The sequence below is a fragment of the Mycobacterium sp. pR1184 genome (assembly GCF_041287235.1).
Lineage (GTDB): Bacteria > Actinomycetota > Actinomycetes > Mycobacteriales > Mycobacteriaceae > Mycobacterium.
Map to the genome: position 1 here is coordinate 339,155 of NZ_JBGGKR010000004.1, position 14,927 is coordinate 354,081.

Here is a 14,927-nt window from a genome sequence, read left to right on the forward strand (position 1 = left end):
GGGGTGCGCGCATCGCCCAAGACGGCCATCTGTGCGCGATGGCCCGTTTCGGCTAGCTCAGAGAAGTCCCAGACGAGCCGCCTCGGCAACGGCGGCCGCGCGTGAGGTGCGCCCGAGCTTGCGGCGGATATTCGCGACGTGGCGGTGCACGGTGTGCGGGCTCAACACGAGTTGCTCGGCGATCTCGCGATCGTTCAGACCGTGTGCGAGACAGCCGAGGACCTCGCGTTCACGGGCGGAGAGCAGGTCCGGCTCCGGCTCGCGTCGGTGCTGTGGCGGGGGTATCGACGGGCCTAGCGCCTCGCGGCATGCGCGCGCGACGGAGTCCACGTCACCGTGCCAGGGGAAGTGCGCGCTGCCGGACAGCGAGGTCAAGACGGCGCCCGGAATCGCGGCCGCGACCTCGCGACCGAGCCGGTGCGGCACGGCCCGATCGTCGCGTCGATGCACCACCAGCGTTTCAGCGCTGACCTTCGGCAGGTGCGCCCGCACGTCGAGGCGATAGACGAGGCGCAACAACGAAGCAGCGGCCTCGGCGGTGGCGGCCTCGCGCTGCAACCGCGCAAAGCGTTCGTGCTCCGCCGATTCGGCAGCGCCGAGGAACATGTTGCTGAGCAGACGGGAGCCGAGTCCCCAATGCGCGCGAACCGCCGCGACGATCGCGTCGCCCACTTCCGGTGCGGTAATAGCCGAGCCGTCGGCATAGGAACCGTACAACACCAGCCGCTCGACCTGTTCGGGATACGTTGCGGCATAAGCGATTGCAGTGCAGCTTCCGCACGATCCGCCCAGTAGCGATACGCGTTCGTAGCCCAGCTCGTCGAGAAGCGCGCGCAGCACGGCCACTTCCCTTTCCAGGGTCAGGTCCGAATCTGCGACCGCTCGGTCCGACATGCCGACGCCGAGCCGGTCGTAGCGGATCAGGGTGTACCCGTCGGCGACGGCCTCCCAGAAGTGCCGGAAGCCGGCGCCCTCCCAGTCGAGTTCGAGATGGCTTACCCACCATGCCGGAGCCACGAGCGGCGGTCCGTCCCCGCGTACGTCGAACGCCACGCGGCGGTCGCCGACGCGCAGGAACCGGATCTCGGACTTCGCCAGCATCGCAATGAGCGTACGACGTTGCGGCCAGCTAAAACACCGTTATCGACGGGCTAGAGCCCTCAGACTCGCCGACGTCTAGTCCTGCGACTTGTCAGACTCTTCGGAGTCCTCGGAGTCCTCGGAGTCCTTCGAGTCCTTGGCGTCGTCGGAGTCGTCCGAGTCCTCGGACTCGTCGAGCTTGTCGGCGAATTTCGTCAGGAGCGCGGCCAGCTGCTTGGCCTCCTGCGCCGACAACGAATCTTCGAAGACTTGGTCTTCCTTGTCGGAGATGCGCTCAAGGCAAACCGCGTTGCTCTTGATACTGACGTCCCACCGGCTTCCCTCTTGATCGGCCATTCGAACCCGCCTTCCCAGCTAGCACCCTGTTGTCGAAACGCCCCGCGCGTTACCGCGTCGGTTACCCACTTCTGATGCTGGCGAACAGGCGTAGCCCTGAATCCCTTCGGTGCGTTAGCGTCATCGACGTGACTCTCAAAGACATCGCCCTGACCACCCTTGACGGCCGACCGACCACGCTGGCCGAATTGTCCGACGGCGCAACGCTGGTCGTGAACGTGGCCTCCAAATGCGGGCTGACGCCGCAGTACACGGCGCTGGAGAAGCTGGCCAAGGATTACGGCGACCGCGGCCTGACGGTCGTCGGCGTCCCGTGCAATCAGTTCATGGGCCAGGAGCCGGGCACGGCCGATGAGATTCAGGAGTTCTGCTCGACGACCTACGGGGTGACGTTCCCGCTGCTGGCGAAGACCGACGTCAACGGCGACGACCGCCACCCGCTGTACACCGAGCTGACCAAGGCCGCCGATGCCGACGGCCAGGCTGGAGACATCCAGTGGAACTTCGAGAAGTTCCTGCTCTCCCCCGACGGTGCGGTGGCCAACCGGTTCCGGCCCCGCACCGAGCCCGACGCCCCCGAGGTCATCACCGCCATCGAGGCCGTGCTGCCCCGATAATTCACGGGGCCACGCCGAGGTCATGCAGCCGCTCACCGAACGCGATGACATCCGCGGCGAACCACTGCGGGTTCTCCAGCGCCGCGAAATGTCCGCCGCGATCGGCCACGGTGTAATGCACTAGGTTGTAGCGCTTTTCGGCCCAGGCACGCGGCGTTTGCAGGAGCTCTCCCGGGTACACCGCGTAACCGGTCGGAATGTCGACACGTCCGGTCCACGTACTCAGTGCCGAGTTTCCGGCGCGCGCGGCCTCACAGTACAGGCGCACTGACCACAGGTGATCGCCGCCCCGGCGCGGCGGCGACTACATTCCAAAGCATGCGCACCCACGGATGGAGCGGGTCGACGCCGGCCAGTGACGAGGAGGCGGTCGAACGCATACTCGACGCGGCCGCCCAGGCGATTGACGAACGCGGGACGAGCATGCGCGTCGCGGACGTGGCGCGCAAGCTCGGCGTCTCCCGCCAGACCGTCTACAACTACTACCCCGGGTCGAACACGCTCGAGCTGGCTGTGGCCGAACGATCGGGGATCCGGTTCCTACAGAAGTTGACGGACCATCTGGCGGGCACCACCGATCCGGTCGACGCGCTCGTCGAGAGTCTGGCCTACACCCTGGAATGGCTCCCGGATGACAAGCCGTTTCAACTGATGCTGGCACACGACCCCGGCAAGACGTCGGCTTCAATGATGTCGGATCAGGCCAAGCAGTTCGGGCATGCCGTGCTGGAGAAGTTCGAAATCGACTGGGCAGCAATAGGGTTCGACGACAACGCGATCGACGACCTGGTCGAATACATGCTGCGGATGCTGCAGTCGTTCATGCTGAACCCGGGCCAGCCGCCGCGCAAGGGCAAGGCGCTGCGCAGTTATCTTCGCCGCTGGGTCGCCCCCGTGCTGGACTCGGAGCTCGCCAGCCACCGTCGCTAAGCGGTCGCGCTGCTGACATCACGAGCTCTTCGCGTCGTAAGGCGGGCCGAGGAATCGTCGCAGCATCTCGAACTCGGCGTGCGGATCCTTCATCGGCCACATCCACAACGCGAGAAAGACCCGGATCAGCCACTGCTGCGCAAGCGGATCGGACTCCTCTTGTCCGAGCATCTCCGCGGCGAATTGCGCGACCATCTCGCTGGTCGGTAGCCATTCGCTTTCCGTGGGCGGGTGCGTCGATCGCGCCAATTGAGCCAGGGGATCAGTTCGTATGCTGTGCAACGCTTTTGCCGTCGCCGTTACCACTCGCTGGGACCCGGTGGTTCCTTTGATGGCATCGCGCACCGTTTTGACGACGCGGGCGGCGTGGAGACCGACGACGGCATCGCGGATGGCGGACTTACCGCCGGCGTGGCGGTAGATGGTGGCTGGAGAACAGTGCACTTCGGCTGCCAACGCCTCGATGGTGAAGCCCTCCCATCCGTGCCGGGAGATCAGATCGGCCGCGGCGGCATGTATGCGTGCGGCGGCTTCGGCCCCTCGGTCTTGACCCACCAACCAGTCCGCGCGTGCCATGCGGCGCCCCCTCCGCTGTGCCGAAATCAGAAGAATTCATTCTCTCACCGTGAGAGAATGTCGGCTAATTCTCTCACGGAACTGCGCAGGTCAGCGGGAACTGGCGCAACACCTGCCGGTGAGCCCGCCGAGACAGACTTTGCAACTTCGGTCGGCAACGTTGACGCGCGTTTCTACGCTGTCGACGCTGCAAGAATGGACCTTCTCGACGACCCAACTCAGTTCTTCGGCGACGAAGCCATACAAGATCCCTACCCCGTGTATGAGCGGATGCGGACATCGCCTTCGGTGCACCGCGTCGCAGACTCTGACTTCTATGCGGTCTGCGGATGGGATGCGGTCATCGAGGCCGTCGCGAGGGTGGACGACTTCTCATCCAATCTCACCGCCACGGTGGTGTTCAACGACGAAACAGGCTCCGTAGGAGCGTTTCCGATGATGCCACTCGGGGATCCGATGCACTCGCTAGCCACCGCTGACGACCCCGCACATGCGGTGCATCGAAAGATACTGCTGCCTCACCTGTCGGCCAAGCGCGTCCGAGTGATCGAGGAATTCGCCGAGCAAACGGCCCAGCGCCTGTGGTCAGAATCATTGGTGGACGGGCGAATCGAATGGATGGGCGCCATCGCGAATCGACTGCCGATGATGGTCGTGGCTCAATTATTGGGTTTGCCGCATGACGACGTCGACAAACTCATCCGACTGGGTTACGCCACCACCACACTGCTCGACGGCATCGTCACGCAGACCCAATTGGAAGCCGCGGGCATCGCTGCCATGGAACTTGGTGCCTACGTTTTAGAACACTTCGAGAAAGCGCCCACCCGTCCGCAATCCGGATTGATGGCCGACCTGGCTGCCAGATGCGCCTCCGGCGAACTCGAACAGACTGTGGCACTGGCGATTATGCTCACCCTCTTCAGTGCGGCCGGCGAGTCCACAGCATCGTTATTGGGAAGCGCCGCATGGATTTTGGCCAGCCAGCCTGATATCCAGAAGCAGGTTCGTCAGAATCCTGATCTGCTAGGTCCATTCATCGAAGAAACTCTGCGCTTCGAGCCGCCGTTTCGCGCCCACTACCGCCATGTCCTGCACGACACCACACTCGACGGCGTCGACCTGCCGGCGAACTCACATCTGCTGCTGCTGTGGGGCGCCGCTAATCGGGATGCGGCCCAATTTGATTCACCACAGGAGTTTCGGCTCGACCGAACAAGTGTCAAGAATCACGTCACCTTCGGTAAAGGCGCTCACTTCTGTGTGGGCGCAGCATTGGCCAGATTAGAAGCCGACATTGTTTTGCGCATGCTGCTCGACCGAACCGAGTGGATCGCCCCGGTCGACGTGGGGGAATGGCTCCCGAGCATCCTGGTGCGCCGCTTGAAACGGCTGGAGATAGCTGTCAGCTGAGCTGATACCGATCCGACGTCTGTTGGCAACGTCAGTGACAACTAAAACCCGAGAGGGCGGAGTAGTCCAGTCGGATATGAGCCGAATTTTACTGTGTCACAAGGACCGGCGCTCAGGCTGGTGTCAGACGGACCTGCAGGTGGGTCGGGCCGCGAAGGGAGCTGTGGGTACTCCATGTTGTCGGGCCGGCGGGGTTGATCCGGGCCACGTTTGCGACGAGTTCCCGCAGTACGGCTTGGGCTTCCATGCGAGCCAGCGGCGCCCCGAGGCACATGTGTGGGCCGTAGCCGAATGCCACGTGCGTGCGGGGGTTGCGGTCGGCGCGGTAGTCGTCGGGATTCTCGAAGACTGACGGGTCACGGTTGGCCGCGCCGAAGGACAGCAGGATGCGGGATCCCGTGGGGATGGTGACGTCGCCGATGCGGTAGTCGGCGCGGGTGTAGCGATAGAGGTTTTGTATCGGGGTGGTGATGCGAAGCTGCTCTTCGACGGCCGCGGGGATGAGGCCGGGATTGGCGCGTATCAGATCGTACTGTTCGGGATTACGCGCGAGGGTGTCGAACATGCCGCCGAGAAGGTTGGTCGTGGTTTCATTCCCCGCGATGAGCAAGTGGATTGCGATGAGGACGAGTTGGCGGTCGGCGAGGCTGCCGTCGCTGTTGTGTTCCAGTAGTCGGCCCAGCACGGTGCCCGAGCCCTTGAGCCCACCCACGGCGAACTGCCGCACGAAGTAACGGTGCAAGGCCGCCATGGCGGCCACGGACTTGACTGCTTCGACCAGGCCGGCTGGTGTCGGGGTGAACTCCATGATGCCCACTCCCTTTTCCGACCAGCGCCGGAAATCGCTGACGTCGCGGTCGGGAACGCCAAGGATTTGGGCGATCAACCGTATCGGCATCGGGATGGCCAATGCCCGCACCACATCGCCGCCGGGGTTGGCCAGCAGGTCGGATACCAGCTCCGCGGCAAGCTGTTTCGTCATCGCTTGCCAGCTGTCCATGGCTCCTTTACTGAACCCGGGCTGGACTTGCTTGCGCAGCCGGGTGTGTTCGTCGCCGTCGGTGAGCACCGCCAGCGGCGCGGACATTCTCAGCCGGGTGACGCCTTGGGTGCTGGTGACCTGGTCGGTGTCGCGCAACGCGGCGCGGACATCCTCGAGCCGACTCAGCACCCAGGTAGCCCGCCGCGGGTTGTAATGCACCCGGCCACCCCGATGCAGGTCTCGGTAGGCGTCAAACGGCTGCGCAGCGGTCGTTGGGTTTTGCGGGTCATAGTCGGTGTTCTCCGCGCCGGTCCAGCCGCCGTACCCGCGCCGGCGGGTCCGAACGGCGGCGGTCACGTTCAGCCGAACCGCGTCACGAAACGGCTGCGTGGCTCTGACAGCCCCCCGAGCAGTCTGGCTGATTCCCATTTCCGATCCCCTATCCAGCCGCACGGCTTAGCTGAGGTTCACCGCTTGCGCATCCCTGTCTGAGTGCGAATGACGTTGTACGACAGGTAGATCAGATAACCAGCCGATACCGCGGCGAGCGGTCGACGGTCCCCCGGGATTGCGGTCAAGACGCCGATCGTCGTTTCGATGGCGCCGTTGAGGAAGGTGAATCTGCGCGTGCGCTCGGGGAAGCCGACGCGGTTGATGCGATCGAAGATGCTGGGAAACACGAAGTGCGCGAGTCCGATTGCCACGATCGCGAGGCTCCGGTAGGCGCGGTCACGAAGGTCGCGGCCCACCGTGTCGGGGTTAGCCGCCACGGGCAACCGCCATCATGTCTCGAAGCGTGAACGCCGCCAGAACTCCTCCGTCGCACGCGATATCGACACCAGTGAGGTAACTGGCCTTCTCGGTGGCGCAAAACACCAGCAGCTCAGCGACTTCTTCTGGCCTGCCGAACCGATTCAAGGCTGCGTAGTTCAACATCGCGCCCGCCCCCGTCTGCTCCTCCAGCCTGCCCATCTCGGTGTCGATGCTGCCCGGCGATACCGAAACGATTCGCGCGCCACGACTTCCGAATCTGGCGGCCTGCGAGGAGCAGTACCACATCACGAAGTTCTTGCTGATCGAATAGGCGAACCCCGGCCGGATCCTCGCGGGCGCGACGTTGCAGGCCGACATCATCTTCTTCATGAAGAGGGCATCGTCGCGCAGTGCGTCTTTGAACCGTCGTTTAGGGATCAGGAACCTGGGAAAGACGTGAGCAGCCATGGACGCGACGTTGACGATCGCAAAGCCTTCGGCGGCAAGTGGGTAGAAGGCCTCGTTGACGACGACGGTGCCAAGCGCGTTGACCCGCAGGATGTGCTCGGCGGCACCCATGCTGGGACTCACGCCGGCGGTATGAATGACCGACGTGACCGTACCCAACGCCGTTGCAGTGTCGACTAATTGGGCGACCGAGGATCGGTCAGTGACATCGCAGCTGACGGTCTCGCAGTGAACGTCGAGGGCCGCCAGTTGCTGTGCCGCCGCGTCCAGCCGGTTCTGACTGAAATCGCCAATGACGACCGTTCGGTCTCGTCCGGCGATCTTGGCTGCGGCAAGTCCGATCCCGCCTGCGCCGCCGGTGATCACACAGATCTGACGCATCGGTCGCCCTTTCCACCGCACACGCGCCTGGCCGTGCGGCCCGCCCGAAGGCATGGGCATCGACCACGGTAATTACGAGAATATTTTTCTCGTAAATGGTGGCATACCGTCGCGCCGATGTACAGAGGCAACGGTTTACGCCCTAGACGCCGCCCCGGCGACGGCACCGGGATCTTGGCTTAGGGTCGTCTAGTGAGCCCTCCCCGCCTGGGACGACCGCGAAGCGCCGCGGTGCACGAGGCCATCCTCGACGCGACCCGCGCCCTGCTCATCGAAGGCGGATACGCGGGGGTGTCGATGGACAAAGTCGCCGCCAACGCTGGCGTCGGCACGCAGACCGTGTACCGCCGCTGGCCGTCGAAGGCCCCCATGGTGGCCGAGGCCGTGATGCAGGCCTACGCCGTGGCCGACTTCACCCTTCCCGATACTGGTGACACGGTCGAAGACTTGAGGACCTGGATGCACGATTATGCGACGCTGAGTGCCACGCCTGAAAACGTCGCACTCGTCCGCGCACTCGCCGCTGCCGCTGCCGAAGACCTGCAAGACCGCGACACCTTGTACCGCCAACTCACCGGCCGCTTCCACGACGCGTTGAAGCAGCGATTACAGAGCGGAATCGCCCAGGGTCAAGTTCGGGCGGACGCCGACATTGAAGCTGCCGCCGACGCACTGATCGGGGCTCCGCTGTATCGCATGCTCAGCGTGACCACCACCGCGGCGGAAACGATTGCCCGCTACGACGGACTGATCGACACGATGATGAAGGGCCTTTCGACCACCTAACGACCGGACCGACTGAGATTTCGATTGCGATCAGGCGCCAGAAGTGCCTTGTCTGCAGCGGCCGAGGCGTTCTTCGACCCCGTTTTGCTGGTTGCGTATTGGCGGACCCGGTCGAGGTGGTCCCGCGGATACTGTTCATCTTCGATCCGCGAAGGCAGGCGATTCTGCTACCCGGCGGAAACAAAGCCGGGCGCTGGAAGCGCCGGTACGGCAAGAACATTCCGGTCGCTGACCGGCGATACGAGAACTGGTTGGCGGGAGGTGGCGACGATGTCACGACACTGGCGCGACATCCGCGCTGAGGCAGTCGCGCCGGGGCGTGTTGATCCCGTACGCGCGGATGCCGCGCGCAAGGAGATGCACGACGCCGTCCAGGCGCAGCGCCTCGCAGACATCCGCAAGTCTCATCACGCCAGTCAGGCGGATGTCGCTGCTCTCATGGGCGTCTCGCAAGCGTGGGTGTCGAAGCTGGAGAGCGGCGACTTGTCGCACACCGAGTTGGGCACTTTGCAGTCGTACGTGGCTGCGCTCGGCGGAAGTCTCCGGGTCGTTGCCGAGTTTGGCGGGAAGACTGTGGAGTTGACCACTTGACGAGCGCCACTTTGCCTCGCGGTGGCTCTGCTATTCGACTTTGGGACCCAAGCGCGCACGACCCCGCGACCGGCGGCGGCCGCGGTGCAGTTCCCGATTCGCCTGTAATTCAACGAAGGCGTGATCTGTCTCCATGAGCAGTGCCCCAAGCTTTGCCATGGGGAATCCGTGCCAGAGTTTTGTCATTTTCTGGGCTGACCGATGGCCGATAGAACGCGTACCTCGATGCCATGCTGGCAACGACTCCGTGCGCTGGCGTCACCCCTAAGGACTAGGCCCGTCTTGGCTGATGATCTGTTCGTGCAGTTCTTCGGCGCGTGCACGTACGCGGGTGGATTTCAGTCGCATTTCCTCAACCGGACCGATACCAGCCGCGATCATCTTGTCTAGCGTTCGGTGGATGTTGACCAAGCCTCTGCTCAGCGGTCTCGCGCCATGCGTCTCATGAAGGGGCCGAACGAGCAATTCCTCCACACCCGCAAACGCTTCATCGAATCGACGCCTCTTCAGCGCTAGGTCGACCTCGACGCAATCGAAGGTGTGCCTGTCGTAATCATTGGCAGAGGCTCGCAGCGTTTCCAGCATCCCGTCCAACGCATCGCCGACGTCACCCGCATCGATCCGTGCGACAAGTTCATCCATGACCACGTTCGGCCGAACTTCGTCACTGGGATCTCGCGCGATCATCTCGTCGAATTCGTGAATCACCCTGGCAATCACGGCATCGTCGCGATACGACGCACGAATGTTGAGAGCGGATCGCACAAGGTACGCCTTTTCAAAGGCGATAGCCACCCCGTTTGTACCCAAAGACTCGCACGCGATCACAGCTCGCAAAGTACACAACGCCCAGAACCGCATGCCCGCTGCGTCCATATCCGAGTCACTGAGATCGACCACAATCGAAGAAGCTGCTTGGAGAGCCAGCGCCTCCCGAACCGGGTCAGGCGGATACGACCACGCCTCGAGCAACGCTTCTCGGGCAAGATTGACAGATGCATTCACATCCCCTCGACTCATCCGGCAAGTCGACACTTCGAGCTTCAACCCAAGCTTGAGGAAACGGAACATCTTGGTCGACGCTTCGCCCGGAGTCGGCAGTTCCCCGAGTCCGTCCATAAAATTTATTAACGAGAGAGCATGTGCGGCAAGTTGATCGACGACAAAATACTGGTTTTGCTTTCGTGCGTGGATGAGCCACCCGTTGAGGAAGTACAACATCATGGTCAACTGCTCGACCAATCGAATTGGTGGTATCTCCCGGACAAACAGACGCCGAAGGATCTCATGAACGACGGGGTGAACATTGAATGTGTCGCTCGCCTCGTTCTGCTCGCCGTCTGCGCCGAGGATCAGTACGCGGTGTGCGATCGACTGGGTTCGCATGATGCTGATATAGCGCCGACGGACCGCCGCGTCTGCGAACGCCGGCTCTGGAAGTTGCTCGAGGCGCATCGCGAGGCTTTCGGGCATCGATGCGATGAGGTAGTTGAGCGGGATCATGTCAGGAGCGAGCAGGGACGCACGGTATAGCATCGCCTGCACCATTCTCACGTCGTGGCGATCGTCGCCCACCATGCCGACGCCAAGGTTCCGGACAGCGTGTTCAATGGCGGCAAAGGCCGTGCGATCAAATCCTGGTGGGATTGACCCGATGTCTTCGAGCGCGTCCAACTCTGCGAAATACTCCGCTGACAGCTCGTCGACGGTCCCGGCGGCATTTCGAAAATACAAGGCAGCCATACAAATTGCCAACGGGATGAATCCGAGACGTGCGACGATCTGCTTGATTGCGTCAGCGTGCGCGCCAGCGGTATCTAGGCCAGAGTAACTAGCGAAACAAGCCACAGCCTCACCCTCGGCGAAAGGCCCGACCTGCAAGCTGGTCGCCGACGGCCACCAGCCGGTTTCGTTGGTAGTAGTAACAAGAACGGATCCATTGCCTTGAGTGGGCATGAATCTGTCGATGTTGACGCGGGCAGGAACACCGTCAAAGACGACGAGCCACGGCCCTCGATGGCTGGCCAGCGCTTCGCGGAAACGCTCCGAAGGGTCGACGCTAAGCGGAAGCTGAGTCCGAGTCAGCTCCTGCACAAAGCGGCGTATATTCGCTTCGATCAACCCCGCGTCACTGCAGTCGATCCAGCAGATGAACTCGTAAGAGTTGCGATACAAGTGGCAAAAGTGGGCCGCCAGCGATGACTTTCCGTAACCGGTTTGCCCTTGCGCGACAAGGGGTTTGACTTGATGTGCGCTAGCTTGAGTTCCTATCGCTTCATGCATCTGTTCGAGGAGATGTAGCCGTGTAACGGTCGCCGGCAGCAGGGGGATGCCGTTGACGGGAACGCCCCAATCGAATCCCCCAACGACGTGGGCGATCTCGGGATCAGGGATCGACATGAAGCCGATGATCTCCAGTGCATCGAATTTTGTGGCATCGCTGCCCGCGGCCGATTGAAAGATCTTGTCTAGGAGCAATTTGGCGATGATGCGGCAGGAAACGCTCCCCTGCCCGAGCGCTTGGTCAGACCGAAACTGCCGCACACTGCCTTCGATTGCCTCTGTTACTTGCTCGATCGAGCGCTTATCGACCACGATCAACGCGCCCGTGGTACCCGCAACAGCCTCCCCGTCTGGGCCAACGTAATCCCATTGCTCGGTGTCGCCGACGTCGAGCGTCTGCGAGCAACGGTCTTGAAGGCCCGGGCCTAGAGGGCGGTTTGTCAGCAGCACCGAGCGCGTTGCAACCTCGCCATCTAAGCGATGAAAAACGCCGTCCGCTTCGCCGTGGTACAGCTTGTTGTCGGCCGGGTTGCTCGAGCCCTTTACCTGCACTCGCTCCGCGATCTCGTTGTCTAGCTCGATCGCGAAATCGATGATGTCGTCGTCCCGTGCAATCCCTTCAGTCATCAAGGCCGTCGGTTCGACGTGCAGAGCGACACTGCTCAATTCACCGAGGTGGCCTCGCATGAAACGGAGAAATCGTTCTATCGTCGCGAGGTATTGGTATCGATAGCCGAATGCGGATTGATTACCTCCAGCCACGTCGCACCTCCTTTCTCATTGGGTCAATCTGGCAGCGGGGTGCGATCGTCGCGCGCGACACGGCACGATCGGCCACTGAGGTCCACTCTGTTCACCGACGCAGCCCACACCGGCTCGAACCGGATTCAGATTCCTTTACGATCGCTTACAATAGGAATGAACAGGAATCATGTCAAGCATCGATATCGACCTATCTTTACTGGTCAGACTTCAACCTGACCTGGCGGCCGCCGGCCTAGGGTTCGAGAATCCGACCAAAACGGAGCGTGGGCATTGGATGTTTCTCGTTGTTTCCTGCACGATTGCCCTTATGGAGAGCAAGCACCGGAAACAGCTCGCACAAGCGGTGATTGCCCGGCGGACCGAGCTCGGCATGCTCACCACCAAAGCTTTGGCTGACCGCGCAAAGCTCTCTCCGCGGATGCTAGGGGACGTAGAAAACAGCCGCAGGGATAACTTTTCGCCTGGCGCCAAAGCGCAGATCGAGCGCGCTCTTAGATGGGACCCCGGGAGCATCGACTCCGTGTTATCCGGAGGCGCAGCCTTCGTTTCGGGAGCGATCCGAGATCGGTCGGGCCGTCCGCTTTCCCAATGGAAAGCAGTCGAGGGCGCCGACCAGGAAGAGCTAGAGATCTACAGGCTCGCATACATCGTTATGGACACCCGAGACCTTGTTCGCTCGCAGAAAGGACCACTAAAGAATGCCGTACTTGCATTGCTCGACGAGGCAACTGAGTTGGTGCTGAGGCGTGTTGCACGCTGGCGCACCGGCTCAGAGGAAGTGAACGGACAGTCGTTATCTGACGCCCGATGGTTCATCAACGAAACACGCGACACTACAGACATCCGCCGCCAAGGCAGCATCTACGTGCTCGACGACGGAGCAAGTGCTGATCCACTCGCGGTGGCTTTCGGGCGTCTGCGGGAAATGGGCCATCACGTGGAGGCGGACTCAGAAGGACTCGGATTGCGCGCCACGACCATTGCTGATTCGCAAGGCGCAAGGCTTGGCATCGAACGCCAACAAACAAAGCGCCAAAGCCAGCAGACGGACACGGCCTCGCCAAACACCACTACCGCAAACCACCGACTTGACGTTGAACGGCGCGGCGACATGGCCCGCCAGACGGCGAATCACACTGGTGCTGAACGACAATTGGTCGACGAGGCCATGCTCGCCCTTTACACTGAAATGTATCTGAGGGCGCTCGGGCAGAAAAGCCGGCGACTACTCGTCGAACAAGCTTCCCACGCACTTGATGACACCGACCCGAATCGTCTGATGCCTGCCGAGATAGATGACGACCTGTATGTGCGTTACATCGCCGCCAGGCACTCAACGCCTCACCAGGGAGGTTCCTCGGAGATGCACTCCGCCAGCGGATTGACCAAGGAACAGTTCGGCGCCGCACATGCGCGATACGTGAGAGAGCGCGCCGAGATGATCCTCTTCGACGGCCGCATCAGGACCTCCGGAGCGGCAGTCGACCACATCGCGGATGCGATTCATCGCGCCGGGCTGGCCGGTCACAGCAAGCAAGGCGACGAACGCGATAGCGATCATCGGAGCCATTAATCGTTGCAAGCAATAGCCGTGAGGCAAGATAGGCGATCTCTTCCCCATAGAGCACCCCGACGACCACGTTCGGTCACCATGCGCGTGGAAGATGCGTGCGTGAGTGATATGTCGGGAATGGGCGCCGCTCAACCTCAGCCCCGCTGCGGGGACCAACCGCCCGCGTAGGCCCGCCTATTACCCGCCTGGGGAGCGAGCCAGGCGGCGGTCACGCGCGTGCTATCGCCTGCCGCGTTCGCGCTCTTTCTTGCTGCGTCGATCTGCGCCCGCGGGCCGCTGGCCTGGCTTCGGCTTATCCGGCTCCGGCAACCGCAGGTGAGCAGAGTTCGTACGGTGTTTGTCGGCTCTGCTTTCGACGTCGATGTCGCCTCGACCGAATCCTTGCTCTCCGGGCACGATTGCCAACGGCCAGCACGGCGCGACGAGGGCATCCAGGCCGTGAGCAAGTTCGAATAGGTCGTCGGCCAAATGCTGCAACGTCTGAAGTGTGGTATGGATCTGCGCAGGGTCCTGGGGCTGATTCCCTTTCGGCCGGTAGTATCGTGATGATACGAATCCGGCTGTGCCCATTGGGATTAACCACCAGCACCCGTGAACCACATCATTGCGGCCATTACGAAGATCGGCGACCTCGGGCCTTGAGAGAAGCTCGAAGACCTGCGATTGCAGGTCCGTCTCTTGCGGCTTGGCAGCCTTCTTGAGTTTGTCCTCGAGGACGCTCCATTCCGCAGGTACGTCGGCGGCCGCCAAGTCAGAGTTCTTGCCGCCGCGGAGGGTCACCAGTACGCGCTTCATCGCCATCTCGACATGGCCGCCTGCCACCGTGACTGATCCGACGGCGTGGAAGAGCTGCACCTGGTGGAGCGCGTCTGCTTGACGATTGGGCTTTCTCTTGAGGCGGACGGGGCGCATCGATGCGATGTTCATATCGTCACTGCCAGGAGGGTGGACAACGGTGCAGTCCGTCACGACGTTTGTATCGGACCCCTGCCAAAAGGTATACGGAATTGCCTTATTTAAGCTCCCGGGAAGGACCTCGCTGATCGCGCCATCCCCGCACGGCTTGGTGACGATCTTGTTGAATTCCTCGCGGCTTTCAGCATCGCCTGGGACGTCCGCCTCGGTGAAGAGCGGAATCGCGTGGCCATCAATGTGTAAGAACACGCACTGAGGATTGCAGCACTCTGTCTCCGCCGCCACTACTTTTGCCGAGGTGAACAGTGTGGTCTGCCGTTCCAGGGCAGCGCATCCATAGGCTGTGGCGTCGCGATGATGAGCAGGCATCGCGATTTCCACTTCTGGGCCGGCCTTTGGGGATTAATTACGTCTCGGCCACACGCGCAAAGAGCCGATAACGGCCACTTATGTCGGG

Annotated in this window: 15 protein-coding genes and 1 pseudogene; 7 read left to right on the forward strand and 9 right to left on the reverse strand. The window is 62.2% G+C overall.

Translation table 11 applies throughout. The features are described 5' to 3' along the window. Positions 1-57: 57 nt before the first annotated feature. Positions 58-1,101, reverse strand: coding sequence for an alpha/beta fold hydrolase (locus tag ACAG21_RS09885; protein ID WP_370495821.1), 1,044 nt, complete (start codon positions 1,099-1,101; stop codon positions 58-60). Positions 1,102-1,176: 75 nt separating this feature from the next. Further along, positions 1,177-1,437 (reverse strand): hypothetical protein, encoded by a 261-nt coding sequence (locus tag ACAG21_RS09890; RefSeq protein ID WP_370495822.1) that lies wholly within the window; start codon positions 1,435-1,437, stop codon positions 1,177-1,179. A gap of 128 nt (positions 1,438-1,565) precedes the next feature. Between ACAG21_RS09890 and ACAG21_RS09895 the strand changes: the two genes are divergently transcribed. Then, the gene (locus ACAG21_RS09895; RefSeq protein WP_370495823.1) at positions 1,566-2,054 is read left to right on the forward strand and encodes a glutathione peroxidase; all 489 of its coding nucleotides are present in this window, start codon (positions 1,566-1,568) and stop codon (positions 2,052-2,054) included. Between the two features lies 1 nt (position 2,055). Here the strand turns inward: ACAG21_RS09895 and ACAG21_RS09900 are convergent, their stop codons facing one another. Further along, on the reverse strand, positions 2,056-2,322 hold the full coding sequence (locus ACAG21_RS09900; protein ID WP_370495824.1) for a hypothetical protein: 267 nt from the start codon (positions 2,320-2,322) through the stop codon (positions 2,056-2,058). 50 nt (positions 2,323-2,372) lie between these two features. Here ACAG21_RS09900 and ACAG21_RS09905 point away from each other — a divergent pair, with 50 nt between their 5' ends. Beyond that, positions 2,373-2,984, forward strand: a complete 612-nt coding sequence (locus ACAG21_RS09905; protein ID WP_370495825.1) for a TetR/AcrR family transcriptional regulator — start codon at positions 2,373-2,375, stop codon at positions 2,982-2,984. A gap of 18 nt (positions 2,985-3,002) precedes the next feature. Here the strand turns inward: ACAG21_RS09905 and ACAG21_RS09910 are convergent, their stop codons facing one another. Further along, complete coding sequence (locus ACAG21_RS09910) at positions 3,003-3,560, reverse strand: TetR/AcrR family transcriptional regulator (protein WP_370495826.1); 558 nt, start codon at positions 3,558-3,560, stop codon at positions 3,003-3,005. Positions 3,561-3,755: 195 nt separating this feature from the next. Here ACAG21_RS09910 and ACAG21_RS09915 point away from each other — a divergent pair, with 195 nt between their 5' ends. Then, complete coding sequence (locus ACAG21_RS09915) at positions 3,756-4,973, forward strand: cytochrome P450 (protein WP_370495827.1); 1,218 nt, start codon at positions 3,756-3,758, stop codon at positions 4,971-4,973. Between the two features lie 112 nt (positions 4,974-5,085). On the opposite strand, the gene ACAG21_RS09920 is transcribed toward ACAG21_RS09915, so the two are convergent. From ACAG21_RS09920 to ACAG21_RS09930, 3 genes are read right to left on the reverse strand one after another with little or no spacing between them, the layout of a single operon-like run. Then, entirely contained in the window at positions 5,086-6,384 is a 1,299-nt protein-coding gene (locus ACAG21_RS09920) for a cytochrome P450 (protein WP_370495828.1), read from the reverse strand. Positions 6,385-6,422: 38 nt separating this feature from the next. Then, a complete protein-coding gene (locus ACAG21_RS09925; RefSeq protein WP_370495829.1) occupies positions 6,423-6,725 on the reverse strand; it encodes a hypothetical protein in 303 nt (100 codons plus the stop codon). Further along, on the reverse strand, positions 6,715-7,557 hold the full coding sequence (locus ACAG21_RS09930; RefSeq protein WP_370495831.1) for an SDR family oxidoreductase: 843 nt from the start codon (positions 7,555-7,557) through the stop codon (positions 6,715-6,717). Before ACAG21_RS09930 ends, ACAG21_RS09925 begins: the two co-directional genes overlap by 11 nt. Positions 7,558-7,749: 192 nt before the next feature. Here ACAG21_RS09930 and ACAG21_RS09935 point away from each other — a divergent pair, with 192 nt between their 5' ends. From ACAG21_RS09935 to ACAG21_RS09945, 3 genes and pseudogenes are all read left to right on the forward strand, one after another. Beyond that, positions 7,750-8,343, forward strand: a complete 594-nt coding sequence (locus ACAG21_RS09935) for a TetR/AcrR family transcriptional regulator (protein WP_370495832.1) — start codon at positions 7,750-7,752, stop codon at positions 8,341-8,343. A 125-nt stretch (positions 8,344-8,468) separates the two neighbouring features. After that, a pseudogene (locus tag ACAG21_RS09940) lies at positions 8,469-8,645 on the forward strand (type II toxin-antitoxin system RelE/ParE family toxin); the annotation flags it as partial. Then, on the forward strand, positions 8,614-8,934 hold the full coding sequence (locus ACAG21_RS09945; protein ID WP_370495833.1) for a helix-turn-helix domain-containing protein: 321 nt from the start codon (positions 8,614-8,616) through the stop codon (positions 8,932-8,934). The pseudogene ACAG21_RS09940 and the gene ACAG21_RS09945, both read left to right, overlap by 32 nt. Before the next feature lie 264 nt (positions 8,935-9,198). Here ACAG21_RS09945 and ACAG21_RS09950 read toward each other — a convergent pair whose 3' ends face one another. Next, a complete protein-coding gene (locus ACAG21_RS09950) occupies positions 9,199-11,979 on the reverse strand; it encodes a hypothetical protein (protein WP_370495834.1) in 2,781 nt (926 codons plus the stop codon). A 169-nt stretch (positions 11,980-12,148) separates the two neighbouring features. On the opposite strand from ACAG21_RS09950, the gene ACAG21_RS09955 reads away from it, so the two are divergent. Further along, positions 12,149-13,555 (forward strand): hypothetical protein, encoded by a 1,407-nt coding sequence (locus ACAG21_RS09955; RefSeq protein ID WP_370495835.1) that lies wholly within the window; start codon positions 12,149-12,151, stop codon positions 13,553-13,555. 219 nt (positions 13,556-13,774) lie between these two features. On the opposite strand, the gene ACAG21_RS09960 is transcribed toward ACAG21_RS09955, so the two are convergent. Further along, the gene (locus ACAG21_RS09960; RefSeq protein ID WP_370495836.1) at positions 13,775-14,851 is read right to left on the reverse strand and encodes a hypothetical protein; all 1,077 of its coding nucleotides are present in this window, start codon (positions 14,849-14,851) and stop codon (positions 13,775-13,777) included. Between the last annotated feature and the right edge of the window lie 76 nt (positions 14,852-14,927).

What these genes read in the sequence shown, in the direction of transcription:
- ACAG21_RS09885 (WP_370495821.1), bottom strand. Translation starts at nt 1,101, where the DNA reads ATGCTGGCGAAGTCCGAGATCCGGTTCCTGCGCGTCGGCGACCGCCGC.
- ACAG21_RS09890 (WP_370495822.1), bottom strand. Translation starts at nt 1,437, where the DNA reads ATGGCCGATCAAGAGGGAAGCCGGTGGGACGTCAGTATCAAGAGCAAC.
- ACAG21_RS09905 (WP_370495825.1), top strand. Translation starts at nt 2,373, where the DNA reads ATGCGCACCCACGGATGGAGCGGGTCGACGCCGGCCAGTGACGAGGAG.
- ACAG21_RS09910 (WP_370495826.1), bottom strand. Translation starts at nt 3,560, where the DNA reads ATGGCACGCGCGGACTGGTTGGTGGGTCAAGACCGAGGGGCCGAAGCC.
- ACAG21_RS09915 (WP_370495827.1), top strand. Translation starts at nt 3,756, where the DNA reads ATGGACCTTCTCGACGACCCAACTCAGTTCTTCGGCGACGAAGCCATA.
- ACAG21_RS09920 (WP_370495828.1), bottom strand. Translation starts at nt 6,384, where the DNA reads ATGGGAATCAGCCAGACTGCTCGGGGGGCTGTCAGAGCCACGCAGCCG.
- ACAG21_RS09930 (WP_370495831.1), bottom strand. Translation starts at nt 7,557, where the DNA reads ATGCGTCAGATCTGTGTGATCACCGGCGGCGCAGGCGGGATCGGACTT.
- ACAG21_RS09945 (WP_370495833.1), top strand. Translation starts at nt 8,614, where the DNA reads ATGTCACGACACTGGCGCGACATCCGCGCTGAGGCAGTCGCGCCGGGG.
- ACAG21_RS09955 (WP_370495835.1), top strand. Translation starts at nt 12,149, where the DNA reads ATGTCAAGCATCGATATCGACCTATCTTTACTGGTCAGACTTCAACCT.